The 24,963-nt window shown below is 31.4% G+C and carries 22 protein-coding genes and 2 pseudogenes; 16 read left to right on the top strand and 8 right to left on the bottom strand.

Annotation, left to right across the window (positions count from 1 at the left end):
* Window positions 1–27: 27 nt before the first annotated feature.
* Window positions 28–3,054 (bottom strand): efflux RND transporter permease subunit, encoded by a 3,027-nt coding sequence (locus tag COJ46_RS00465; RefSeq protein ID WP_098565586.1) that lies wholly within the window; start codon window positions 3,052–3,054, stop codon window positions 28–30.
* A 336-nt stretch (window positions 3,055–3,390) separates the two neighbouring features.
* On the opposite strand from COJ46_RS00465, the gene COJ46_RS00460 reads away from it, so the two are divergent.
* Window positions 3,391–5,103 (top strand): ABC transporter ATP-binding protein, encoded by a 1,713-nt coding sequence (locus COJ46_RS00460; protein ID WP_097978238.1) that lies wholly within the window; start codon window positions 3,391–3,393, stop codon window positions 5,101–5,103.
* 33 nt (window positions 5,104–5,136) lie between these two features.
* Window positions 5,137–5,887: pseudogene (locus COJ46_RS00455) on the top strand (class I SAM-dependent methyltransferase).
* A 155-nt stretch (window positions 5,888–6,042) separates the two neighbouring features.
* On the opposite strand, the gene COJ46_RS00450 reads toward COJ46_RS00455, so the two are convergent.
* Entirely contained in the window at window positions 6,043–6,954 is a 912-nt protein-coding gene (locus tag COJ46_RS00450; protein WP_098565585.1) for a bifunctional helix-turn-helix transcriptional regulator/GNAT family N-acetyltransferase, read from the bottom strand.
* A gap of 211 nt (window positions 6,955–7,165) precedes the next feature.
* Between COJ46_RS00450 and COJ46_RS00445 the strand changes: the two genes are divergently transcribed.
* On the top strand, window positions 7,166–7,912 hold the full coding sequence (locus COJ46_RS00445) for a TerC family protein (protein ID WP_097978240.1): 747 nt from the start codon (window positions 7,166–7,168) through the stop codon (window positions 7,910–7,912).
* 61 nt (window positions 7,913–7,973) lie between these two features.
* Here COJ46_RS00445 and COJ46_RS00440 read toward each other — a convergent pair whose 3' ends face one another.
* The 3 genes from COJ46_RS00440 to COJ46_RS00430 all read right to left on the bottom strand — a co-directional run bounded on the left by COJ46_RS00440 (window position 7,974) and on the right by COJ46_RS00430 (window position 10,230).
* Complete coding sequence (locus tag COJ46_RS00440) at window positions 7,974–8,609, bottom strand: FusB/FusC family EF-G-binding protein (protein WP_097978241.1); 636 nt, start codon at window positions 8,607–8,609, stop codon at window positions 7,974–7,976.
* 150 nt (window positions 8,610–8,759) lie between these two features.
* Complete coding sequence (locus tag COJ46_RS00435) at window positions 8,760–9,023, bottom strand: CD3324 family protein (RefSeq protein ID WP_097978242.1); 264 nt, start codon at window positions 9,021–9,023, stop codon at window positions 8,760–8,762.
* Between the two features lie 304 nt (window positions 9,024–9,327).
* Window positions 9,328–10,230 (bottom strand): LysR family transcriptional regulator, encoded by a 903-nt coding sequence (locus tag COJ46_RS00430; protein ID WP_097978243.1) that lies wholly within the window; start codon window positions 10,228–10,230, stop codon window positions 9,328–9,330.
* A 538-nt stretch (window positions 10,231–10,768) separates the two neighbouring features.
* Here COJ46_RS00430 and COJ46_RS00425 point away from each other — a divergent pair.
* Window positions 10,769–11,455, top strand: coding sequence for a response regulator transcription factor (locus COJ46_RS00425; RefSeq protein WP_097978244.1), 687 nt, complete (start codon window positions 10,769–10,771; stop codon window positions 11,453–11,455).
* A gap of 76 nt (window positions 11,456–11,531) precedes the next feature.
* Here the strand turns inward: COJ46_RS00425 and COJ46_RS00420 are convergent, their stop codons facing one another.
* Window positions 11,532–12,296: a DUF2935 domain-containing protein gene (locus tag COJ46_RS00420; RefSeq protein WP_097978245.1), complete on the bottom strand. Its 765-nt coding sequence runs from the start codon at window positions 12,294–12,296 to the stop codon at window positions 11,532–11,534.
* Window positions 12,297–12,698: 402 nt separating this feature from the next.
* Between COJ46_RS00420 and COJ46_RS00415 the strand changes: the two genes are divergently transcribed.
* The 3 genes from COJ46_RS00415 to COJ46_RS00405 all read left to right on the top strand — a co-directional run bounded on the left by COJ46_RS00415 (window position 12,699) and on the right by COJ46_RS00405 (window position 14,173).
* A complete protein-coding gene (locus tag COJ46_RS00415; protein WP_286133634.1) occupies window positions 12,699–13,001 on the top strand; it encodes a DUF3784 domain-containing protein in 303 nt (100 codons plus the stop codon).
* A gap of 318 nt (window positions 13,002–13,319) precedes the next feature.
* Window positions 13,320–13,502, top strand: coding sequence for a hypothetical protein (locus COJ46_RS00410; RefSeq protein WP_098565584.1), 183 nt, complete (start codon window positions 13,320–13,322; stop codon window positions 13,500–13,502).
* Between the two features lie 383 nt (window positions 13,503–13,885).
* Entirely contained in the window at window positions 13,886–14,173 is a 288-nt protein-coding gene (locus tag COJ46_RS00405; RefSeq protein ID WP_286145480.1) for a DUF3784 domain-containing protein, read from the top strand.
* A gap of 210 nt (window positions 14,174–14,383) precedes the next feature.
* Here COJ46_RS00405 and COJ46_RS00400 read toward each other — a convergent pair whose 3' ends face one another.
* Entirely contained in the window at window positions 14,384–15,793 is a 1,410-nt protein-coding gene (locus COJ46_RS00400) for a SpoVR family protein (protein ID WP_097978247.1), read from the bottom strand.
* 300 nt (window positions 15,794–16,093) lie between these two features.
* Between COJ46_RS00400 and COJ46_RS00395 the strand changes: the two are divergent.
* From COJ46_RS00395 to COJ46_RS00385, 3 genes and pseudogenes are all read left to right on the top strand, one after another.
* Window positions 16,094–16,402: pseudogene (locus tag COJ46_RS00395) on the top strand (DMT family transporter); the annotation flags it as partial.
* Window positions 16,403–16,413: 11 nt separating this feature from the next.
* Window positions 16,414–16,743 carry a tRNA-binding protein gene (locus tag COJ46_RS00390; RefSeq protein WP_098565583.1) on the top strand — a complete coding sequence of 110 codons (330 nt, stop codon included), beginning with the start codon at window positions 16,414–16,416 and terminating at the stop codon, window positions 16,741–16,743.
* A gap of 243 nt (window positions 16,744–16,986) precedes the next feature.
* A complete protein-coding gene (locus tag COJ46_RS00385) occupies window positions 16,987–17,466 on the top strand; it encodes a hypothetical protein (RefSeq protein ID WP_098565582.1) in 480 nt (159 codons plus the stop codon).
* Window positions 17,467–17,592: 126 nt separating this feature from the next.
* Here the strand turns inward: COJ46_RS00385 and COJ46_RS00380 are convergent, their stop codons facing one another.
* A complete protein-coding gene (locus tag COJ46_RS00380; RefSeq protein ID WP_483294979.1) occupies window positions 17,593–18,765 on the bottom strand; it encodes a M20 metallopeptidase family protein in 1,173 nt (390 codons plus the stop codon).
* A 389-nt stretch (window positions 18,766–19,154) separates the two neighbouring features.
* Between COJ46_RS00380 and anmK the strand changes: the two genes are divergently transcribed.
* The 6 genes from anmK (at window position 19,155) to COJ46_RS00350 (ending at window position 24,961) form a co-directional block, all read left to right on the top strand.
* A complete protein-coding gene (gene anmK / locus COJ46_RS00375; protein WP_098565581.1) occupies window positions 19,155–20,303 on the top strand; it encodes an anhydro-N-acetylmuramic acid kinase AnmK in 1,149 nt (382 codons plus the stop codon).
* Between the two features lie 11 nt (window positions 20,304–20,314).
* Window positions 20,315–21,409, top strand: coding sequence for a DUF871 domain-containing protein (locus COJ46_RS00370; RefSeq protein WP_098565580.1), 1,095 nt, complete (start codon window positions 20,315–20,317; stop codon window positions 21,407–21,409).
* 176 nt (window positions 21,410–21,585) lie between these two features.
* Complete coding sequence (locus COJ46_RS00365) at window positions 21,586–21,891, top strand: PTS sugar transporter subunit IIB (RefSeq protein WP_088014092.1); 306 nt, start codon at window positions 21,586–21,588, stop codon at window positions 21,889–21,891.
* A gap of 32 nt (window positions 21,892–21,923) precedes the next feature.
* The gene (locus tag COJ46_RS00360; protein ID WP_098565579.1) at window positions 21,924–23,222 is read left to right on the top strand and encodes a PTS sugar transporter subunit IIC; all 1,299 of its coding nucleotides are present in this window, start codon (window positions 21,924–21,926) and stop codon (window positions 23,220–23,222) included.
* A gap of 80 nt (window positions 23,223–23,302) precedes the next feature.
* Window positions 23,303–23,590, top strand: a complete 288-nt coding sequence (locus COJ46_RS00355; RefSeq protein WP_097978254.1) for a hypothetical protein — start codon at window positions 23,303–23,305, stop codon at window positions 23,588–23,590.
* A 30-nt stretch (window positions 23,591–23,620) separates the two neighbouring features.
* Entirely contained in the window at window positions 23,621–24,961 is a 1,341-nt protein-coding gene (locus COJ46_RS00350; protein WP_097978255.1) for a 6-phospho-beta-glucosidase, read from the top strand.
* The last annotated feature ends 2 nt before the right edge of the window (window positions 24,962–24,963 follow it).

Here is a 24,963-nt window from a genome sequence, read left to right as displayed (position 1 = left end):
AAAAACATCGAGATATCCCTTGTTTATTTACAAACTTACTGGTTTACTAGTATCTTGTTGGTTACGCTGTTTTTTAGATTTTCTAAAATAAAGTAATTCATAAATAACAGGGATGACAATTAGTGTTAATAATGTTGAAACAGTTAATCCGCCAATTACGACAACTGCAAGGCTTTGGGATACAAGGCTACCGGTTTCGGCTTTTTTGAATAGTAATGGTAACATTGCACAAATTGTAGCTACAGCCGTCATAAGAATTGGTCGAATACGAGTTACTGCAGCATCGATAATTGCTTCACGTAGAATCATCTGTTTTTCTTTTTGTTTTACTCGATCTAGTAATACGATTGCGTTTGTCACGACAATTCCGATGAGCATCAGTGCTCCTAATAGTGCAGTTGGTTCAACTGAAATACGACTTATAATTAATCCAAGCACAGCTCCGATCGCCGCTAAAGGTAAAGAACATAGTATAGCAATAGGTGCACGGAATGTTTTAAATGTAATAATCATGATTAGGAAAACTAATCCGATAGAGACAAGCATGATCATATATAGATCTGAGAAATCTTGTGATTGTTGTGCAAGGGCACCACCAATGTATACATTTACACCATCAGCAATTTTCATGCCTTTTGATTTTTTATCTCCAAAAATAACTTTATTTAAATCTGCATTAATTTTTGAAAGCTTATCTGGCTTTACTTCGGCAGATATACTTAAATACGGATCGGCATCTTTATGATATAGATTAGTAGACTTTTCTTCGACTTTTAGTGTAGCTACTGATGATACTGGAATCATTCCAGCTTTAGTCATAATCGGTACTGATTTAATATCCTCAGGTGTTTTAGGTTCTAATATTGGTTCAAGATAAACATCAGTCGGTTGTTGATCAATCGTAACTGTTCCAAGTGGCGTTCGATTCAACATAACAAATAATTGTTGCGATAGTTGCTCAGCATTACCTTTTGAAGGGTCAATCTCTAATGAATAAACAGTTTTTTTATCTTCCTCATTTGTTGTTACCTTTTTAACCCCATCAATATTTTTGATTTTATTTTTAATTTCACTTGCGGTATTCTCTAAATCATTTAAATTATTTCCGACAACATCGATCGTAATTTGAGTTTTAGAACCTCCAAATAAACTAGATGCCATTGTACTTAATTCTGCATCCGCATAGTTAGATTTTTGCGTATTGATTTTCTTTACAACTTGATCAGTCAGTTTTTTATCATCTAATGTAATTAAATAGATTGCTTGGGTAGTAGAGCGGACATCTCCATATTTTGCAGCATCAGCTGTACTTCCTAATTGGGTGTAAACTCCTTTTATTCCTTTTTGTTCAAGAATATACTTTTCTAGTTTAAGAGTATTTTCTTTTACTTTTTCGACGGGTGTATCACTCGGATACGTTAAAGTTGTTTGAACAAAATCTGAAGAAGAATTATCTGTTGCACCTTTTGGCATAGCGAAGTAAGTACCAATTGAGCCGACAAATAATAAGAATGAAACGACTATAATTACCCATTTATGATTCAATGACCAAGTAAGAACTTTTTTATATCGTACTGAAGGATTATGAGCTTTTAATTTAGCCTTTTTAAGGAAGAATGCACTTAATAATGGAACGACGGTCAATGCAACAAACAATGAAGCTAATAAAGAGTAAGTAATGGTTAAGGCAAATGGAAGCATGAAATCTTTAAGTCCCGTGCTAATAATTCCTATTGGTAAAAATACAGCAACAGTCGTTAAAGTAGAGGCTGTAATTGCACTTCCGACTTCTTTCGTAGCATCAATAATCATTTGAACTGAAAATTTCTCTGATTGAGTTTTTCTAAAAATATTCTCAATAACGACAATACTATCATCAACTAATCGTCCAACTGCAACTGCTACTCCACCGAGTGTTAAAACATTCAGTGTAATGCCAGACTCTGCAAGTAAAAATAATGTTAAACATAGCGATAGCGGAATGGAAACTATGGTAATTAGTGTTGAACGTACATTTCTTAAGAATAACATGATGACAATCGTAGCAAATAATGCACCAAGTAAAACTTCCTTAATCATTGCATGTACAGAAGTTTTAACCATATCTGATGTTGCGACCATGACATCTGAATTCATATTTTTATATTTTTTATTTAAGTGTTTAGTAGCTTCTCTTACATCCTTTGTAATACTAACTGCATTAGAATTACTATCCTTCGTGACGATTAATAATAATCCGTCTTTTCCGTTGATTCTTGTTAGATTGTTAGCTGGCTTTTTTACTTCAACAGTTGCAATATCAGCTAATTTAACATGATCTGCGACCGTAAGATTCTTTACTTTGTCTATATTATCTAAATTCCCAACGACTTTAATATTACTAGTTTTATCATTTATAATACCTTCGCCAACTGAAACTGCAGAATTTTGGCCGCGAATAATACCCATGACAGTTTCTAGTGATACTTTATTCTGTGCTAGCTTCGCATTATCGATTTTTACAGAAACAAAAGATTTTTCTGTACCGTATGTTTGAACGTCAGCTACGCCTTTTATGTCTTTGAAATAGGGAATAACTTTTTTGTTTGCAAAATCAATATTATTCGGACTTAATCCATCCTCGAAAGTGATTGCAACATCTGCGATAGGGATCATGGAAGTGTTTAATTGAACAATTGTAGGTTTACTAACATTTTGAGGTAGTGTGACTTTATTTAAAGATTCTTGGACTTCTTGTTTAGCGTCCTTCATATTTGTTCCTGATTCATAATATACATCAATTTTTGAAAAACCATTGCTTGTGCTTGAATAAATATGACTTTTTCCCTTCACACCAGAGACAGCACTTTCAATCGGAGTAGTTACTTGATCCTCCATTGTTTTCGAATCAGTACCTTGGCCCATAACAATGACAGAAACAATTGGTTGATCTGCAGCAGGTAGGAATTCCATTGGAAGCTTTTTATAACTTAATACTCCAATTAATAAAATGAGAACGGATAAAAAGGTAATGGCGGCTTTATTATTAAAGGCCCATTTTGTAAACCACGACATTCATGTTTTCCTCCCTTATGGTAAAAATATCCAGTAACACACAAGTTGAATCGTAACACACTAATGTTGAAAATAAAATACATTTTATTTAGAATTTACAAAATATTTAAAAGCACAATTCGACATTTGAACAGGGAAACAGATAAATGAATTAGTACATACTTTATTAAAATATGAGACAATTTGTCTTTTATACTTGTTTAATGATATTCAGTATTACGATATTTTTGCTGGTCAGTTGGAAAATTCTGAAATAATAGCACACTTAAATCACATGTGGTAAGGTAATAACATCTAACGAACTAGATTAATCAATAGAATTCGAGGTGCAGTATTTTGATTAAACGTTTTTTTAGTTATTATCGCCCGCACAAAAAGCTATTCTATATAGACTTTTTCTGTGCAATATTAGTAGGATTAATGGAGCTTGGATTTCCATTAGCAGTATCTTGGTTTATTGATAAACTGCTGCCAGAAGGGAATTGGAGTAAAATAATCTCGATTAGTATCGGACTCTTAGTACTTTATTTAGTAAGTTCTGGTATGCAATTTGTTGTGAATTATTGGGGTCATAAACTTGGTATTAATATTGAGACTGATATGCGTCGTGAGTTATTTAATCATGTACAACGTCAATCTTTTCGTTTCTTTGATAATACGAAGACTGGTCATATAATGAGCCGTATTACAAATGATTTAATGGATATTGGTGAATTAGCGCACCATGGTCCAGAGGATTTATTTATTGCAATTATGACCTTCATCGGTGCGTTTTGGATTATGCTAGCAATTAATGTAAAGCTTGCATTAGTAGCAATCATAATTGTTCCATTTTTAGTTTGGTTGATTTCCTACTCAAACATGAAAATGAATAATTCATGGAGTAAAATGTATGGAAATATTGCGAATGTAAATTCGCAAGTTGAAGATAGTGTTTCAGGCGTAAGGGTAGTTCAATCTTTTACGAATGAACAATATGAAATGAAACGATTTAATAAAAATAACCATTACTTCCGTAAAACGAAACTAAAAGCTTATAAAGTTATGAGTGTGAATTTATTAGGAATCTATGTATCTACTCGATTAATGACACTTGTTATTCTAGTTTTTGGAGCCTGGTTAAGTTTTACGAAAATTTTATCGTATGGAGAATTAGTAGCGTTTATTTTATATTTAAACATTTTATTTAAACCGATCGATAAGATTAGTGCTTTACTTGAATTATATCCAAAGGGTATGGCGGGCTTTAAACGTTTTACTGAATTGATTGATAATGAGCCAGACATTGTAAATACTCCAGATGCAATTGAAGTAATTAATCTAAGAGGGGATATTAAGTTCAAAAATGTTTCTTTTGGTTACGAAAACAAACGTAGAATCTTAAATGATCTTTCCTTCTCTATTGAGGCCGGTAAAACAATTGCCTTTGTAGGTCCTTCAGGAGCTGGGAAAACAACAATTTGTTCATTAATTCCAAGATTTTATGATGTTTTAGACGGTGCAATCACAATTGATGGAATTGATATTCGAAACATGACGAAGGAATCATTGCGATCAAATATCGGAATCGTACAACAGGATGTCTTTTTATTTACAGGTACATTAAAAGAAAATATAGCTTACGGTAAGTTAAATGCAACCGATGAAGAAATAGAAGAATCAGCTAGAAAAGCCCACTTAACTGACTTAATTGCTTCATTACCTGATGGTTATGAAACTCAAATTGGAGAAAGAGGTTTAAAGCTTTCTGGAGGACAAAAACAACGATTAGCAATTGCTAGAATGTTTTTGAAAAATCCACCAATCCTAATATTAGATGAGGCTACCTCGGCATTAGATACAGAGACAGAAGCAATTATTCAAGAGGCATTGAATGATTTATCAAAAGATCGAACAACATTAGTTATTGCCCATCGATTAGGTACAATTAAAAAAGCAGATCGCATTTTAGTAATTACTGAAGAAGGAATTGCTGAAGATGGTACTCATACAGAATTACTATCACAGGAAGATGGGATTTTTGCTAGACTTCATGCTCATCAAATTTAACCTAAAAAACATTTTTTAAGAAGGTGTTTTGTATTGATTGAAAATTTTACTGGTAAGGCAGATCTATATTCGAAGTTTCGCCCAAGTTATCCGAATGAATATATCAATTATTTACTCTTGAGAAAATCATTTGAATGAGGGTAGCGTTATTGCAGACATTGGTTCAGGTACAGGTATTTTAACGAAGCTTTTACTTGAAAAAAAGTTAACTGTTTTAGCAATTGAACCAAATGATGATATGCGAGGGATCGCTGAAAAAAGTTTGAAGAATTACGATCAATATAAATCAATTAATGCAACAGCTGAAAATACTTCTTTAAAAAATAATAGTGTTGATTTAATAACAGTAGCGCAAGCATTTCATTGGTTTGATAAAGAAGAATTCCGGTTAGAATGTAAACGAATCTTAAAAGAGAATGCAAAAGTATCTCTAGTTTGGAATAGTAAGGATTTATTAAGTCCTATAATGACTGAATTGCAAGAGATTTGCAAAGAAACTTGTCCTAAGTTTAAAGGTTTTAGTGGTGGAATAGAAGATACGCCAGATGTTACTAACCAATTTTTTAAAAACGGGATTTATGAAACGATGGTTTATAGAAATGATTTGGAAATGGATTTAGAAGGATTTTTAGGTAGGAACTTATCTTCTTCATTTTCTCCGTTAAGTAGGGAAAAAGAATTTGAGCCATATGGAACTGCACTTACAAATTTATTTAATAAGTATAGTTTAAATGGGAAAATTATTTATCCTTATATTACTAAAAGTTATTTAGGTCTTGTTTAGATTTGGGAACGTAAGTAGAAAGAGCATCTTAATCGATGCTCTTTTATTATTGAAAAAATAATATTGTTTATTTTCCTACATTTACAATTTTAGTTCGGTTTACGTGTTGAAAGTCTAAATGTTATCCCTTAAAATCTGCTATATTCATTATTTTTTTATAGAAGTACTAAATCCCATCTTTCCTCAATTAACTCAGATCCAGTCCATTCAAAGTTAGGTTTCTCTTCAGTTAAAGTAAAATTATATTTTTTATAAAGATAACGTGCGGTCTCTAATGAACTTACAGTCCATAAAAATACATGTTCGAATTGGTTTTCCTTACAGAAGTTGAGTGCTGTTTCGATTAGCTTTTTACCGATACCGAATCCTTGGTATTTTTCATCTAATACAAACCATCTAAGCTGTGCTACTGACTCATTTGCTTTCGTAATAGCAATTGATCCGACGATTTCTCCATTTACTTCTGCGACCCAAAGTTCGCCTCCGTTAGAATTCAATAAAAATTCGCTTAACCCTTTCATTACATAATATTCAAATACACGACCAAATTGGTAGGTTGTACTATAAATCTTTCCATGAATATAAGCGACGTACCCAACATCGCCAGGCTTATATGGTCGAATTGATATTTCAGGAATAGATGCTTGATTTAATGAGAATATGGATTCAATTGTTTCCATTGATTTTACTAGCTCTTTGACTTCAGGAGTAGAAAAGCTTTGAATCATACTTTCTACGCCAATGTTCGCATCATTAACCAATTTATTGTAGATTTCGTTTCCTTTTGCAGTTAAATGAAGAGTATATTGACGTTTATCTTCAGGAGATTGGATTTTTGAAATGATGTTTTCGTCATCAAATCGTTGAATAATACGACTTAAATAACCGCGATCAATGCCGAGTTTTTCGATAATATCTGTGGCAGTACATCCGTTGTTTTCGTTGATTTCTGTAATGATTCTGGCTTCAGTTAATGGAAAAGGGTGATTATAGATTTCTTGATCAATTTTTCCCAATACATTGGCATAATGTCTGTTAAATTTGCGTATTTTTTCAACATGATTCATATTTTTCTCACCTTCAATATTCTGAAATTTTAGATTACTAATAATATAAAATAAAAAAGTTGACTAAGTCAACTAATTTGAAGCTAATAAAAATGTAAATGGAGAAAATTGTACTAGAATATTCAAAAATTTGGATAAGGAATTTATAAAAAAGGGAATATAATTAAAAAGTGGTTAAAAAAGTTAAAAGTAAATTAAATAGGGGGAAAACATGGAACTATCTTTGTTATTAGAGTACGGTTGGGTATTAATTATTCTAATTTTATTAGAAGGTTTATTATCGGCCGATAATGCACTAGTGCTTGCTGTTATGGCAAAACATTTACCAGAGGAACAACAAAAGAAAGCAATCAATATTGGTTTACTTTTAGCTTTTATTTTTCGAATCGGTGCCATTTTTATTATTTCATTTCTTTTTAATGTGTGGCAGGTTCAAGCAATCGGAGCAGCGTATTTAATTTTCATAGCATTAAAGCATTTATTTAAAAAGCATGATGATGATAAAGGTAAAAAAGAAAAAAGCTTTGGTATGACAGTTGCTCAAATATCATTAGCAGATATTGCATTTGCAATTGATTCTATTTTAGCAGCAGTAGCGCTAGTAATTGATCTACCTAATACAAAAATGGGTAATATAGGTGGCATGGACGGTGCTAAATTTATCGTCATTGTTATTGGAGCAATTGCAGGTTTAATCGTTATTCGCTTTGCGGCAGGTATTTTTGTTAAATTGCTGACAACACGTCCAAGTTTAGAAACAGCAGCTATGCTTTTAGTTGGATGGGTAGGGGTTAAACTACTAATGCATACTTTGGCACATCCTTCGCTACACATTATTTCACATCACTTCGTTGAAGGACCAATCTGGAATACGATTTTCTGGTCTGTCATGCTATTAATCGCTTTAGGTGGTTGGTTTCTCTCTAAAAAGAAATCAACAGATACTAACGTAGAATAAATGTTAATTAATAGAAAAAAATCGCTTAGGTTTATAGCACTAAGCGATTTTTTCGTTTTCACTACTTAACCAACATAATAAAATCATGCAGTTTATTTAGCGACATTATATTTTGATTACATACATGGCTATCCTTGCAAATGTAATTTCCTCTTTGGGTAAAAGTACCTTCAATTTTTCCTTTTGTTTTTGTCATGAATAATCCTAAATCACCGTATTTATTACATATTGTACAGTTGCCTCTTTTTTTCATAGGATTAAAAGTACCTTGTAAACCAATTAGTTTTTCATTTAAATAGGTGACAATAAACTTTGAATTAGAGCCTAAGTCATCCCATCCAATATATGTTGTCTCAATTAAATCAATATTTTGTAATAAAGGAAGCTTTAACTTTTTAGCTTTAGGAAAAAGCTTTTTGATGGATTGTTCTGATACTTCTTTAAAAGGAATTATATAAGGCTTTAATCGGTTCAGTAAAACATCTGCTTGATCAGAATTTTTAATTGTGCTAATTGGACTGAAGAGTAGATGTTGATCTTCAGATAGCTCAGGAAATAAACTTAGTATTTTATCATTAACTAGTGAATGTAAAGCATTTAAAACGGTTTTATCATTTACTGTAGAATGTCCATTTGTTAGGACTTGAAGTTGATGTCTAATAAAATTATATTGTTCTGTTCTAATAAAAGGTTTCATTTATATCACTCCTAATTTGAGAGGAAAGTTCGATTTATAACTTAATATCTTTAATTTACATCAAAAAATTGAAATTATATATGTTGAGTTTATGTAAGAAATAAAGTTGCCATAAAAAAACACTGATGAGGTTATCAGTGTTTTTTTTATTTATTTAGTATATACAATTTTTTTTATTGTTTCGATTGAGAGAAAATATTCTTTCGCTAATTGCTCAATTGATTGACCATTTTTAAATGCTTCTTTAATTGCTTTATTTCGATTATCAATTAGCTTTCTTGTACCTGAACGTGAGCCCCATTTTTTGTGAATTTTTTCAGATTTTGGAATATAAAGTGTTTCTCCCTGTACGTATTTTTGTATTTCCAATAATAACTTTTCAGGTAAAATAGCAGTTGCTTTTATATATGCCATCTTTGCCAGCCCCTTATTCTTAATTAGTAAATAAGGTGCAAAGCCGTTGAATCAGAACTGCTTACTTGGGCGATTAGTAAAACCTACCCATGCAAAGTATCGCCTTTCTAAATCTAGGCTTTGCATGGGATGTTGATTTATCTGACAAACTAACAGTACTTGTCATAATAGATCACCTCCTAAAGAAATCATGAAAACTTTTTATTTATTATAAATTATATCTGTTCATATTGCATTTGTTACTTTTGAATAATATGAAAAAGGAATAGAAAGCCTTTTTGTGGATTGTTCCTATTCCTTTTCATTATTTATTTAACTGAAATAATATGTGTTTAATAATCTCACTGGATGAACTTGATAGTCCATGTTCTCGCGAATAAATAGCCCATATATCCTGATAGATGTAATTCGTTTCATCAGTATATGTAATCGGTATTACCTTGAGTTCATCATTATGAAATGTTGGGTAGTTTTTTACCGTAAACTCATGAATAAAAGAAAAACCAGCACTTTCCTTTACAACGTTTAATAGTAGTCTAGGATTATTTGTCGTTAAGATAACATGATTAGTAATACATTTTGAAAACTTTTTTACTATCCCATTTTTTGTATTTTTTAATATTACTATTTTCTCATTATTTAAATCTGCAGGTGTTACATATTCATAATTGAATAATTTAGAATTCTTTCCAACTACTATACCTACTCTAGCTCTGCTGATTAACTTTTTACCCAATTTTGGATATTTATCTAATTCTTCTTTCTCTATTGGTAGGAAACCAACATCATAACGATCTGGATTAAAACTCTTTAGTAACTGTTCTTGAAGCATTTCCTCGACGTCAATTGAGATTTGAGGATTTTCTAAATTGAAGTTTGTTACTGCTTCTTGAAAAATATCAAAAAATGCTGTTGCTGCAACGATTTTTAACTGTTTTTCCTTTTTAATATTTAAGTTAAAAAGTTCCTCGTTTAATTGCTTAATATTCGATAATATATTTATTGCTTTCATTATTACAATATTTCCTTCAGGTGTAGGAGTAGTTCCTATCCTTGAACGGTTAAATATTGTTATATTTAATTCTCTTTCTAGTTGTGAAATAGATTGGCTTATAGCTGATGTAGAGATATATAACTTTTCGGCAGCTTTAGATATTGATTTTTCACTTGCTACATAAACAATATACTCTAATTGTTCGAAATTCATAGTAATCTCCTAATAATAAAAAATTCTAATACATGTAGTAATTTAAGAACATAAAAACTTAAAAGATAGTGGACATCGTTGGTTATATTTTAGTCATTTCATTGATTTTTGAGGAGCTAATAAAATTATAGTGTGGATACAGTATGAAGGAACACTTAAGATAAGAAAACAGTTTAATGATACACCTTTTTTACTGGAAAATCTTGTGCATAGTTAAATTTATATTATTAAAATAATTCTTGAATTTTGTAAGTAATCTCTTTTTACTAAAAAAACAATAAGTTGAAACGTTGCAAAGTAAAATATTTCCTTGGGAAAATTATAGTAATAAAAAATATCTGTACATAGATATCATAATATAAGACCGTAAGTTTTTGTATCTTTTATTTTAAGGATTTAGTTTAAATTTTAATAAGAATAATCTTTTATTTAAGAAGTGCTTAACTTTAATTTCAAAAATATTAAATTTATTTAATTAATTCAAATATGTACAATACAAATGTTGCTATAAAAAATTTGCAAATTGGAGGTGGCAGTAATGTTAGCAAAATTAGTTCCAAATCATCCAAGAAATAATAATACTGTTATTTTTGTTGAAAATTCGCTTTTTGTTGCGGGTATTCGTACAATATTAGAATTTAATAAAATAAATGCTATTAAAATTAATTTAGAAGATAGTTTTTCTTTTCAGGAAATAAGTAATTCAATTCTTATAACTCAAGTTTCGGGAGAGGAAATGGTAAAGTATGCAAGAAGTATTATGTTACATGATGATTCTACGAAAATTATTACCATTAAAAACTCTTTAGACTTTTATGAAATAGATCGTTTATTGAATGTAGGAGTAAAAGGTATTTGTTTAACAGATGTTGACGAGGCATATTTAGTGAATACTGTTAAGCTAGTACAGGGTGGACAATTCATGGTAGATAATCGCTATACAAATGAATTAATAAAAGAATACAAGTTTCTCAAGGATAATTCAATCCATTTTATGCCGCCCAATGATTCATATATAAAAGAGCTACTTACAAATAGAGAATACGAAATACTTCACCTTTTAGTAAAGGGATTTTCGAATATCCAAATTGGTAAGGAATTATTTATTTCGAATAAAACAGTCAAAAACCACGTCGCCAATATTTTGATGAAATTAGACGTTCCAGATCGCTTAAATGCAGTCATAAAAGTAATCAAAAATAACTGGATTTCAATAAAACAATAGTTTAGTTAAAGTAAAAGAGCACTCTATTTAACACATCATATTACGTGTTAAATAGAGTGCTTTATTTTTCATAAAATTAATTATTTAAGGATGAAGATTCTTCTAATTTTTTTAAGAAATACATTTCTTCTCTGTACATATGATCTGCCATTAAAGCCGAAAAGTTACTCAACATTTGGCTTGAGATATCTAATTCTTCAATTTCTTTTAGAAATATTTGAAATAGCTGAATTTCTAATTTTACGTCTTGATTCATTCTTTTTAATGCAGGAAATGTGCTTAGTTTTGTACGTAAATATCCGGTCAATTCTACTGCTTTTAGATAAAAGTGTTCAAAATGCTTTGTGAATTCATGACTTTTCTTTCTTAGCATTTTTTCTGTACCATCGAGATTCGTATAAATGGCATCTGCATGACCTGCCGCATCTAGCACCCATAATAAATGATGATGAAGTTCATTGAAGACAGGTGGGGTTTGATTTTGTTTTAAGTAGGATAGTACTAATAAATATTCTTCTAATTCATTAACCATATGATTTAAAAATGTAGGTGTTAAATAAATCGTAAAATTAGCGTCAGTAATATGTTTCGTTAGCAGTGAAAGTTTAAAATCACGTAGCGCTAAAGCACTTTTTTCTGCTTGAATTGTAATCTCGCTCATATTTTCATTGTTATTTACCCTAGTAAATAAATTATTAAAAATGACGTAAAATGATTGTGCAATCTTAATTTCTTCCTCTTGCTTAGACGGTAAAGCATCCAATATAAATTGAGAATGATCCCTTAAAACATGTAACCAAAACGAATGCTCAAAATTGGCAGTTTGTACAAAATCCGGCATATAATCCCCCCTGTTAATTCTACAAGGTAATTATATTAATGAATCTCTTAAAATATTAAATTAAAAGTAGGAAGTGTTGGAAAAGCTAGTGTAGTTCTTAGAGAATAGCTTTTTAATTTTGTGGCTATACCTTGAAATGATTGTGGATTGCTATTATTTCACTTAATGTCGTAATAATTTTTTTGGAATGGATGTTTGTTAGATCATGATGCTGCTTTCCTTATTCAACAAAATGGCAGATTAGTTGAATAAGAATATGGCCTTTTTTATTGAAGCAAGCAATTAGCAGCATAGGTGAATAAAAAGGTTTCTATCAATTATTGTGGAACATAATAATGTAAATGGAAATTAATACCATGAAGAAAACAACATGATTTGAAGGTATTAGATGGAGGTATGTAAGTGCATATTTTAATATATTTATTAGCAGCTTTGGTGATTTTTGCATTTGCTTTTATGATTTGGAAAAAGAAAATGCTATTTTTACTCATTGGTTTTAACGAAAAGTCGTTTTTGGGTGATAAAGAGAAGCTTGCCAAAAGAGTAGGAATAATCACTACAATTATTGGGCTTGGCACTTTTTTACTTCCCATCTTCATTTATATTTTTGGTCAAAATGCTATAAGTTTTTATGGGATTTTTGTTTTATTTTTTGTTGCATTAGCAACCTTTTTTTATACTATTCCTTACTTCTATTTAAAATAATAAGAAAGACCCTCCAGTTACGCAGCTGTGATGGAATAAAGAGATTTTTACACTCTGAATCATTAAAATTGTGGAATCATCTTGATGACTTTTGGAGTGTGAAAACTGAATACTTTGGTGGACCAAAGAAATAACCTAATTCAATTAACGCATGCAATAGTTGAACAACATGATCGGCTGTATAGTCGATTTTTTTATGGAACTAAATGGCAGGATAGTGCAATAAGGATTTTATAAAACTTATACTAAAAAATGGATAAACATGGTAATGTTTTATATATCAATTTGAAGATTTAAGTGTAAATGGAGATGTTCATTATGAAAATAAACAGTTATCTGATTCAACTAGCAATTACGATAATAATTATTTTTGGTGGTACTTTCATTATTCGCTATTTTAGAACGGGTGAACTTTTAGTAGACCAAATTATAGGTATTTCAATGGGCTTATTAATCTTAATTTTTTCATTAATTTGGAGAAGAACTAACAAACTATCATGAATTTCGTAGGTTCTATTTATGAAGAATAAAAGAGGTTCATTTATCTTTTTAATCGGCTTAGTAATGTTTATGTTTGGTATTTTCTTATCTACTCATTGGTCTGTAATTGGTATTCTAATAGGTATCTCGGGAGGCATAATAATGGGAAGTAGCACTTCCTTTTTGGTAACTAACAAAACTAAAATCTAATGCAACTAATGCGTGCTTTTGTTGAACAACATGATCGACTGTTTAGTCGGTTTTTTTTATGGAGCTAAATGGCAGTTTAGTTTAATAAGGATTAATTTTATAACTTTGTGAGTGTCTAGGGAAGGGTATATCATTTAAGGGCTAGAATTAACATATTATGGAAAAAGGGAAAAGGATTAGAGGAGAGGTATATGTTGATAGATTACGGATTATTAATTATCGGTATAGCACTTTTACTTGTGTCTTACCTAGTCGCTGTAAAAAAACAAACATGGTTGTTAGCTGGTTTTAATGAGAAAATGATTAAAAATAAGTCCCTGTTAGGTAAAGTAGTAGGTGGAGGTTTTTTTCTTCCTCTCAGCTTGTTAATAATTTTCAACAGTTTTATCGAATATCCTTATGAAGTAACGGTTCTTATAATAATAATGTTGATTTTATTAACAATGGTGTACTTATTTATCAATAGAAAATTACTCGATTAATACAACTAACGCAGTGCATTAGTCGAACAAGGAATTAATAAATACCTTTATAAATTTAAAATCATTAACTAAAGTATGATTCATATTACTTATTAAAGTTTATTCAAAATTGGAACGCCATATCACATTGCTAACATGATCTAGTCGATGTACTATGCAGTAAACAACGTTTAAGAATTAGCTAAAATAAAAAAACGCCTAAACAGGCGTTTACAAATTTTTACGATTTACATTAATTCCATCATAACTAAATAATACAGCTTTTCCATCCATTCTTGTCTCAATATGAGTCGTTCTTCCCCATAATTGGTATAAATATGGTAAAACTTTCTCTATATATTTAACGTCTAATTCAATCTCTTCAAATGAATGCTTTAAATACAATTCACCATTTTTTTGATAGTCCCCATCATTTACAGTTATATAAGGATATCCTCCATTCGTACGCATATTTACCAATTGATCACGTACATTCACCCAGCTTTTATCATTAATCTTATATTCTTTTCCTTGTTTTTTAAACAAGTACAAGTCTTTGTTCATCACAAATTCTTTTGATAAATAGTTTCTAATAAAACTAGTATCTGATTCAAGCTCACGTACTTCAAAAATTTTTTCAGTTCCAGAACCAACTTTCACCCCATTTTGTTTCATTTCTTCAGATGGATTGTTATATCTTTCTTCAATATCCTCAAACATTTTTAGTCCAAAATAGTAAGGGTTTATACTTGTTTTCGAGGGTTGTACTACACTTGCATTTAATTTTGCATATTCAATTGATTCACCTGATGTTAAATCTAACTCTCGCATAATACGTTGATGCCAAAGACTAGCCCATCCTTCATTCATAATTTTTGTTTCGAGCTGTGGCCAAAAATATAACATTTCCTCTCGTAACATTGTTAAAATGTCTCGTTGCCACTCTTCTAATTCGCGACTAAAATGTTGAATAAATAGTAAAAGATCCTTTTCAGGTTGTGGTGGGAATTTCTTTTTTCGAGGTTTTACAGGAGTAATATTTTCATTTTTATTATCCAAGTTCCATAAATCATCATATGGTCCTACTCGAGGAAGAGGGATGATCATATCATCTTCTAATTGCCACGATAATTTATTTCTTACAATAGAAGGGTCAATATGTTCTTGGATAGCTATAACTGCATTCAAAAATTCTTCTACTAACTTTTTTCCATATTTTTGTTCATATTGTTTAATTCTTTCAGCTGTTGCAGCCATGCTTTCGACCATATCTCGATTTGTATTGCTAAATCGCACATTATTTTTAAAGAAATCGCTATGAGCGAGTACATGGGCAACGATCAATTTGTTTTGAATCAGGCTATTGGTATCAAGTAAAAATGCATAACATGGGTTAGAATTAATCACTAATTCATAAATCTTACTTAATCCTAGATCATACTGCAACTTCATCTTATAGAATTTTTTTCCAAAGCTCCAATGTGAATATCTAGTTGGCATTCCGTACGCACCAAACGTGTAAATAATATCAGATGGGCATATTTCATACCTCATTGGAAAATATTCAAGCCCAAATCCTTTTGCAATTTCAGTAATTTCATCTATTGCATACTCTAATTCACGTAAATTATTTGAGTCCATTATTATTCCCCCTACTATGTGTATTGACAATGTATGATAATTTTTGACGATATATACTATGGAGTTTAAATTAATAATTTCTACATAAAATTTGTATTAGAATTAATTTTAATTAAAATACAATTTAATAAAGGGGTTCAATATGACTAAAATGAATTTACCGTATGGAGTAACAGGGGGATATTACATGCCTGGATAGGATCCTGAGCCACCCTCAATAAATAAGTTCGAATGAAACAATTATGTTTGGAAATCCAATTAAAGCTAACCTTTTAGTTGTTTCGAAGCGTTCATGTCTATCTTCTATCTCAATTGACTCACCCAACTATTTGGGGAGGACTCTTATATTTAGGAGTTATTTCAACAGCAGGCGGATTTCTACTTTGGAATCGTGGATTACAAATGCTTAATGCCTCAAGTGGAGGTTTATTTTTCTTCTTTCAACCTATTGTTGGTACATTATTAGGATGGTTAATACTAGGAGAGAAGATTAATATAACCTTTTGGATAGGATCTGTTTTAATTCTCTTAGGGGTCTTAATAGTTATTAAAGATAGACAAGAGGAACATACCTATTCTTTATCTCGAAAACAAACAAACAATTTTTAGGAGGCATTTTTATGGCAACCTTCGACGATTTTCAAAAATTAGATATGCGTGTTGGAGAAATAACTAGAGCTGAAGCGTTCCCTAAAGCAAGAAAACCAGCATATAAACTGTGGGTTGACTTTGGAGAAGAAATAGGGATTAAACAAAGTAGTGCTCAAATAACAGATTGTTATGGTTTAGATGAACTAGTTGGTAAACAAGTATTAGGAGTAATCAATTTTCCAACTATGAAAGTTGCTGACTTTAGTTCAGAGGTTTTAGTAATGGGCGTTTATTCAGACCAAGGTGTTGTTCTGATAGAACCTCAGCAAAAAGTAAAAAAAGGTGACCGTTTAGGATAATTAAAAAGAACACAAATGATATATTTCATTTGTGTTCTTTTTAATAAAAAAAAGACGCATTTGCAACTCGTGATCTTATGCAACTAACGCATGCATTAATTCAACAAAAAACAGAGGATGATCACCAGGTCATCTTCTATTTTATACTAAATAGTAGCTTAATTTATGAAGGAATATTGGTAAGACAGAAGGAATAATATTTAGTTACAAAATAAATAGATTCGAAGGGAAGTAAATTATTTAATGGTAAGTTATTTCATTCAATTATTTATATATCTAACTTTAATTATAGGAACTCCAATTTCTATTTGGTCTTTTTATAAAAAGAAGAAAAACAGTAAGCTAATATATATAAAGACTCGAAAAAAAAGAAAATTCGATAAATTAACCTTAAAGGAAAAATTTGGACTAGTAGCATCTTTAATTATTTTTTTTGGTAGTAGTATTGCTTCTATACCACTTATTCAAGATTTACCTGATGCATTATCTCATCATACAATAGTGTATCAAGGGAATTGTAAAATTAGTAAGTATAATGGAAGAGGAGGTGGAAGTTTAGACGCTAAATTTCTTAAGCATGATATAACATTCGAAAACAACCCTTATTATAAAGCTCAAAATGGAAATTATTATTGTAAAATTAAGTATCTTCCTAATTCAGAATCAGGAATTACATTAAAACTGTTCAAATCTAAGGGTGGAAAAGAAGTAGTAACAAAGTAAGGATTTAAATCAGTAGATGTTTCAAAATAGAAGACTATGCAATTTAAAAATAGCCTTAAGCTAATATAGTATAAAACAAAAAAAGTGAAAGCGTTGTTAAATCAATGCTTTTCACTTTTTTGCCTTTTATTTAGAAATAGTAGTATCGGTTAATAGTTTGAACACCGATCGGGCCATTAGTTTTACCCCAATTTTTATTGCGTCTTCATCGACCATAAATTTTGGGTGATGCCATCCATAGGTTATATCTTTTTCTTTATTTCCAGAGCCTAACCAAATATAAGACCCAGGCACTTTTTGTTGATAGAATGAAAAATCTTCTCCTCCCATTGTCGATTCTGCAGTCACAACATGTTCTACTCCGACTGTTGAAATTGCTGCTTCTCGTACGACTGATGTTACTTTCGAGTCGTTAAATACTGCGGGCAGTAATACTTGATAGTCTATTTCGACTTCTCCTCCAAGTGAATGTACAAGATTTTGAACTAGTGTTTGAAAGTTTTCTTGAATTTGCTTTCGAATTGTTTCACTTGAAGTTCGAACTGTGCCTTTTAAAACTGCAAATTCAGGGATTACATTATTTGTATTCCCAGCCTGAAACGATCCAACAGTTATGACAGCAGAATCTTTTGGAGAAATTGTTCGGCTAACTAGAGTTTGTATAAGGTTGACAACAGCACTGCCAATTACAATCGGATCAATTGCTTTTTCAGGAAGTGCTGCGTGACCGCCTTTCCCTTTAATCTTAATAGCAAAATCATCTACACTTGCCATTAGGAAACCTTCTTTAATTCCAATCGTACCAACTGGAAGATCTGGCATATTGTGAAGTCCGATAATAGCTTTTACATCGTTAAGTAATCCTTCAGCGATCATTTGCTCAGCGCCACCTTCAGACTCCTCAGCAGGTTGAAAGATCAATCGAACGGTACCAGGCATCTGGTGTTTTAATTCCTGTAAAATAAATCCAACTCCGAGTGCAATAGAAGTATGAACATCATGTCCACACATATGGGCGATTCCATCAATAACTGAACGAAATGGTAAAACGGATTCTTCCTGAATTGGAAGTGCGTCAATATCAGCTCGGAGTGCAACAATCGGCCCTGAATTGCCAATTATCTCGGCTGCAGTTCCTGTTTGACTATTCAATTGTATTTTTTGGATATTAGCTTTTTCTAATTCTTGATTGATAAATTTCGTTGTTTGAAATTCTTGATTACTTAATTCTGGATACATATGCAAATGTCTACGTATTTCTAATAGTTTCGTGAAATATTGATCTGCTAATTCATCTATTTGTGTTTCCAAATGGCTCATTATAGATTCTCCTTATTTGAAATATAAGTTTTTGTTTAGTATGTAAAGAATTGTAAAATTATTCTATCATTCATTCAATGCTTTTTTACTAGTTACGATCTTGTATAAGATAATTAATGCCTATTTTATCAATGTAATCAATGATTTTTTAGAAACGATATTACATAAAAATTTTATTAATTATTATTTTTATAAGAGATGGTGAAATGAGTAATAATACATTATAAGAGAATGTTTCTATTCACTAATTTCTTATAAACATTAAAGATTCTTTTCAAAATTTCTAAATAAACTTTCACTCTTTTCTTTTACAAAAATGAAATTTTGTTTTAAGGTATTATTAATAAAAATATGAAGGAGTGAATGAATTGGGATATGCAGTTGGATTAATGTCAGGTACATCTTTAGATGGAATCGATGCAGCTTTAGTAGAGATCACTGGATTTGGACCTGAGACAGAAGTAAGATTGATTGATTTTATGACGGTTCCGCTTGAGGAAGGTTTATTAAAAGAAATTCAAGATGCTATTACACTTGTTTCATCAAACGCTCAGCATTTATGTAGTTTAAACTTTAAGCTTGGCTATGCTTTTGCAAATGCAGTAAAGCAAATTTGTAGCAAAAACGAATTTTCATTAGATCAACTTGAGTTTATCGGGTCGCATGGTCAAACGATTTATCACCAACCTGAAGCTGAAGGGAATTTTATTCAGTCTACATTGCAATTAGGAGAGGCAGCAGTTATTGCCTATGAAACAAACACGAAGGTTGTTTCTAATTTTCGAGTGATGGATATGGCAGCCGGTGGGTATGGAGCGCCTTTAGTTCCACATTCTGAGTTATTACTTTATAAAAGTAAAACGAAAACTCGTTTACTACAAAATATTGGTGGGATCGGTAATGTTACGATCGTTCCAAGGAATTCTACAATCGATGATTTGGTAGCCTTTGATACGGGTCCAGGTAATATGATTATTGATGAAATTTGTAAGCGCTATTTTAATGTTCCATATGATGCAAATGGTGAATTGGCTGCTAAAGGTAAAGTAAATGAGAAATTACTAAAAAGATGTATGAGTATTCCTTATATTTTAGCACCTATACCTAAAACAACAGGAAGAGAGTTATTTGGTACACAGTTTGTTGATGAAATATTGGAAGAGTTTAGTGATATTTCACCGATTGATTTAGTGACTACAATGACGATGTTTACTGCAAAATCAATCGCTGAAAATTATAAAAAGTTTATTTTACCGAATTATCCAATTGACGAAGTAATTGTAGGTGGCGGAGGTAGTCATAATAAAACGCTATTACGCATGCTTCAAGAATTATTATGTGAAGATTCGAAAGTATTAGTACAAGAAGATATTGGTTTTTCTTCGGACGCCAAAGAAGCAATTGCCTTTGCGATTTTAGCAAATGAAACTTTAAACGGTTTACCAAGTAATGTACCTGGAGCAACAAAGGCAAATCGTTTAGTTGTTTTAGGAAATATTACACCAATACCATATTAGGAGGATTAATCGTGAAAAAATTAGGAATTTCAATTTATCCAGAGCACTCAACTGTTGAAAAAGATAAGGTTTATATTAAATTAGCTCATCAATATGGTTTTAAACGAATTTTTACTTGTTTATTATCAGTAAATGGTGACAAGGAACAGATTTTAAAAGAGTTCAAAGAAATAATTGATTATGCAAATAGTTTAGAGATGGAAGTAATTGTTGATATTGCCCCTCGAGTATTTGGCACATTGAATATTTCATATAATGATCTATCATTTTTCGCTGACCTAGGAGCTTATGGGATTAGGCTTGATATGGGATTTACTGGGAATGAAGAGTCCATTATGACTTATAATCCATATGGATTAAAAATTGAAATTAACATGAGTAATGCTACGAAATATTTAGAAAATATATTAGCCTATAAACCAAACCAGTCTAATTTAATCGGATCTCATAATTTTTATCCACATCGTTATGCAGGTTTAAGCTATACACATTTTGTAAAATGTAGTGAAGAGTTTAAAAAACATGGTATTCGTACAGCAGCATTTATTAATTCACAAGCTGCAACATATGGACCGTGGCCTGTATCAGAAGGTCTTTGTACTTTAGAAATGCATCGTAATTTATCAGTAGTAACCCAAGCGAAACATTTATTCTATTCAGACTTAATTGATGATGTTATTGTTGCAAATGCTTATGCATCTGAAGAAGAGTTCAAACAGCTTGCGGAGCTAAACCAGAACGGTAAAGACTTATTTACACTAAATATTGACTTACAAGATTCAATCACAGATTTAGAGAAAAAGATTGTTTTAGATGAGTTTCATTTTTATCGCGGGGACGTATCAGATTACTTAATACGTTCAACTCAGTCTCGAGTAAAATATAGAGACGAAGAATTTAAACCTACTTACACACCACATATTCGTAGAGGCGATATTTTAATAGAAAATGAATTATATGGTCAGTATAAAGGTGAATTACAAATAGCTCTACAAGATATGGAGAATTCAGGGAAAACGAATGTAGTAGGACGTATTGTTGAAGAAGAAATATTCCTACTAGATTTCTTACATCCTTGGAGTAAGTTTCAGTTTAAGGAAAATTAATTTATAGCTATTTAAGAAGATGTAAAATTTTTTTTTACATCTTTTTAAAATTTTATTTCATTTTTAATCGTAAATAATTGAAATTTAATTTTATTAAGAATATAATAGCTTCATAGAAAACGTTTTCAGTTTTTTGAATCTTTTATTTTTAAACTTAAAATTAGGAGGCTAAGAGTATGAAGGTATTATTTGTATGTGCAGGCGGAATGTCTAGTGCGATTGTTGTAAACGCTCTAAAAAAAGAAGGAGAAAAGAACGGATTAAATCTAGATGTATTAGCAGTTGGAACTCAAGAGTTTGCTGAGGAAGTTAAAAATGGTTGGGATGTAGCAATGGTTGCTCCACAAGTAAGACACCGATTTGATGGTTTTAAAGCTTCATCTGACGAGGCGAATGTACCTTGTGCTGTCATTCCACCACAGGCGTATAGCCCACTTGGAGGTCCTACATTATTAAAATTAGTTCAAGAACTAGTTAAATAGTTTAATAATTTATCATAAAAGGAGAAGAACAAATGGATAAGTTTATTTCATTTTTGGAAAACAATTTATCAACACCAATGGCAAAACTATCTGAACAAAAGCATTTACGTGCAATTCGTGATGGTGTAGTTTCTGCTTTACCATTTATCATTTTTGGAAGCTTGTTCTTAATTATTGCCTTTCCACCAGTGCCTGCAGATTCTGCGGTTGGGGTATGGGCAGCAAAACACATTGCGGATATTTTAATTCCGTACCGACTTACAATGTATATAATGACCCTTTATATTACTTTTGGGATTGGATATAGCTTGTCTCAAAGCTATAAACTAGACCCGCTTTCTGGCGCATTATTAGCCGGCTCCGCGTTTTTATTTACAACTGGGGTTCAAATGATCGATAAAGTGGGATTTGTATTACCAATGGCGAACATGGGTGGCCACGGTCTTTTCGTAGGTATGATTACTTCTATTTTTGCAGTTGAAGTATTACGTTTTTGTAAAACCAAAAATATTACGATTAAAATGCCTGATTCAGTGCCAAGTTCTGTCGCACGTTCTTTTGAAGCTCTTATTCCTGTAACGGTTGTTTTGACAGTAATGACTTTAATTACAGTTGTATTCAAGGTTGATACACATTCACTTGTAGACAAAGCTGTAGCTCCGCTAATTAGTGCGGGTGATTCATTACCAGGTGTATTAGTACCTGTATTCTTAATCACATTTTTCTGGGCATTTGGTATCCATGGGGTATCAGTAGTAGGTGCAGTTGCACGACCTGTTTGGGAAGTTTATTTAGCTAATAACTCTGCAGCTGTTGCAGCTGGTAAAGTTGGAAGTCAGTTACCACACATCGCTCCTGAAACTTTCTTCCAGTGGTTTATTTGGATTGGTGGTTCAGGTGCAACATTAGGCTTAGTAATTGCGATGTTAATCGCAGGAAAATCTAGTTACTCAAAGGCCCTTGGAAGAACGGCAATTATCCCAAGTATTTTTAACATTAATGAGCCAGTAATTTTCGGTATGCCGATTGTATTAAACCCTGTATTAATTATTCCATTTATGATCGTTCCAATAATTGGTGCAACAATATCTTACCTAGCAACAGCAGCAGGACTAGTTAACCCAACATATGTAATGGTTCCGTGGACTTTACCTGCTCCAATAGGTGCATATTTATCAACTGGTGGAGATTGGAGAGCTATTATTCTAGTAGTAATCAATCTGGTAATATCTGTCGTTATTTATTTACCATTCTTCAAAATGTACGATAAAAAATTGTTAGCACAAGAATCTACAATTGATATCGATAAAGGTGTAAAAGTATCTTTATAAATTCATAGTAAAGGGAGTGTGGGATAATTGAACCCTGCTTCCTTTATTTATTACCAAGTAATCAAGAAAGGAAGATTAACATGAACACTACAAAGAATCTCCATTTTTTTAGTTATAAAGGTGCATTTGCATTTTTTGTATTTATTCTTGCGTTTAATCTTATCTTTAATCCTGTTCTACTCCTTATTGGAATATCTAGAGATCTTGCTGTATTTATTACGAATAGTATTGGTTTGAGTGTAGGACTTACAGGCGTGATTGTATTTATTGAAGGTAAGTTTAAGAATAAGAAACAAGCTTTAATTTTATTTATTACATTATTAGTTTTCTGCACTGTGACTTGTTATCTCGTTGTATTCAATTCATAAGAAAAGATATGAAATGAAGGTGTGTTTTAGATGAATAAAAAAAGTGGAATTAAAATCGTAACAATAGGCGGCGGCTCGAGTTATACTCCAGAATTAGTCGAGGGTTTTATTAAAAGATATAATGAACTACCTGTAAGTGAGTTATGGTTAGTTGATATAGAAGCAGGGAAGGAAAAGTTAGAGATCGTTGGTAATTTAGCTAAACGAATGGTAAAAGAAGCTGGAGTTCCAATGGAAATTCATTTAACGTTAGACCGAAAATTAGCGCTAAAGGATGCTGATTTTGTAACGACTCAAATGCGAGTAGGCTTACTAGAGGCACGAATTAAAGATGAACGTATACCTTTACAATTCGGTATGATTGGTCAAGAAACGAACGGTGCAGGTGGTCTATTTAAAGGTCTAAGGACAATTCCTGTATTACTTGAAATTGCTGAAGAAATGCAGCAACTATGCCCAGATGCATGGTTGATTAACTTCACAAATCCTGCTGGAATGGTTACAGAAGCATTACTTCGTTATAGTAAACATAAAAAGGTAATTGGGGTTTGTAATGTACCAATTAATATGACAATGACGATTGCTAAATTGTTAGAAGTGGATATAAGTCGTGTATATATTGATTTTGCTGGATTAAACCATATGGTTTATGGGCTTCATGTCTATGTTGATGGAAAAGAAGTGACTGAACATGTTTTAGCATTATTAGCAAATCCAGAAATACAAATGACAATGAAAAATATCGCACCATTACCATGGCAAAAAGAATTTCTTATGTCATTAGGTGTCCTTCCTTGTCCATACCATCGTTATTATTACAAAACGAAACAGATATTAGATGAAGAATTAGAATCTTTCAAAACAGGTACTACTCGAGCAGAGATTGTTAAGAAGTTGGAAGATGATTTATTTGAGTTATATAAAGATGAGAATTTAGCTATTAAACCGCCTCAACTTGAAAAACGAGGTGGAGCATATTACAGTGATGCCGCATGTAGCTTAATTACATCTATTTATAACGATAAAAAAGATATCCAAGTATTAAACGTTCAAAATAATGGTTCAATACAAGGGATTCCGAATGAATCAGCTGTAGAGGTAAATTGTATCGTTACAAAGCAAGGACCAATTCCGATATCAGTAGGTGAATTACCACCTCAAATAAACGGATTAGTTCAGCAGATTAAATCATTTGAACGAGTTGGAGCTGAGGCGGCTGTTACTGGATTTTATGAGAAGGCATTATTGGCACTAACGATTAATCCTTTAGTTCCGAGTGATGAAGTTGCAAAGGATGTACTAGATGCACTTTTAACTGCTCATAAAGAATACTTACCATTATTTTATAAAGAAGAATTGGTAGTTCGATAAGA

The organism is Bacillus sp. AFS077874 (assembly GCF_002566505.1).
In the GTDB taxonomy this organism is placed as follows: Bacteria; Bacillota; Bacilli; order Bacillales; family Bacillaceae_G; genus Gottfriedia.
This window is presented reverse-complemented; position numbering and strand designations above follow the sequence as displayed.

What these genes read in the sequence shown, in the direction of transcription:
- COJ46_RS00465 (WP_098565586.1), bottom strand. Translation starts at nt 3,054, where the DNA reads ATGTCGTGGTTTACAAAATGGGCCTTTAATAATAAAGCCGCCATTACC.
- COJ46_RS00450 (WP_098565585.1), bottom strand. Translation starts at nt 6,954, where the DNA reads ATGAATCATGTTGAAAAAATACGCAAATTTAACAGACATTATGCCAAT.
- COJ46_RS00445 (WP_097978240.1), top strand. Translation starts at nt 7,166, where the DNA reads ATGGAACTATCTTTGTTATTAGAGTACGGTTGGGTATTAATTATTCTA.
- COJ46_RS00440 (WP_097978241.1), bottom strand. Translation starts at nt 8,609, where the DNA reads ATGAAACCTTTTATTAGAACAGAACAATATAATTTTATTAGACATCAA.
- COJ46_RS00435 (WP_097978242.1), bottom strand. Translation starts at nt 9,023, where the DNA reads ATGGCATATATAAAAGCAACTGCTATTTTACCTGAAAAGTTATTATTG.
- COJ46_RS00430 (WP_097978243.1), bottom strand. Translation starts at nt 10,230, where the DNA reads ATGAATTTCGAACAATTAGAGTATATTGTTTATGTAGCAAGTGAAAAA.
- COJ46_RS00425 (WP_097978244.1), top strand. Translation starts at nt 10,769, where the DNA reads ATGTTAGCAAAATTAGTTCCAAATCATCCAAGAAATAATAATACTGTT.
- COJ46_RS00420 (WP_097978245.1), bottom strand. Translation starts at nt 12,296, where the DNA reads ATGCCGGATTTTGTACAAACTGCCAATTTTGAGCATTCGTTTTGGTTA.
- COJ46_RS00410 (WP_098565584.1), top strand. Translation starts at nt 13,320, where the DNA reads ATGAAAATAAACAGTTATCTGATTCAACTAGCAATTACGATAATAATT.
- COJ46_RS00400 (WP_097978247.1), bottom strand. Translation starts at nt 15,793, where the DNA reads ATGGACTCAAATAATTTACGTGAATTAGAGTATGCAATAGATGAAATT.
- COJ46_RS00390 (WP_098565583.1), top strand. Translation starts at nt 16,414, where the DNA reads ATGGCAACCTTCGACGATTTTCAAAAATTAGATATGCGTGTTGGAGAA.
- COJ46_RS00385 (WP_098565582.1), top strand. Translation starts at nt 16,987, where the DNA reads ATGGTAAGTTATTTCATTCAATTATTTATATATCTAACTTTAATTATA.
- COJ46_RS00365 (WP_088014092.1), top strand. Translation starts at nt 21,586, where the DNA reads ATGAAGGTATTATTTGTATGTGCAGGCGGAATGTCTAGTGCGATTGTT.
- COJ46_RS00360 (WP_098565579.1), top strand. Translation starts at nt 21,924, where the DNA reads ATGGATAAGTTTATTTCATTTTTGGAAAACAATTTATCAACACCAATG.
- COJ46_RS00355 (WP_097978254.1), top strand. Translation starts at nt 23,303, where the DNA reads ATGAACACTACAAAGAATCTCCATTTTTTTAGTTATAAAGGTGCATTT.
- COJ46_RS00350 (WP_097978255.1), top strand. Translation starts at nt 23,621, where the DNA reads ATGAATAAAAAAAGTGGAATTAAAATCGTAACAATAGGCGGCGGCTCG.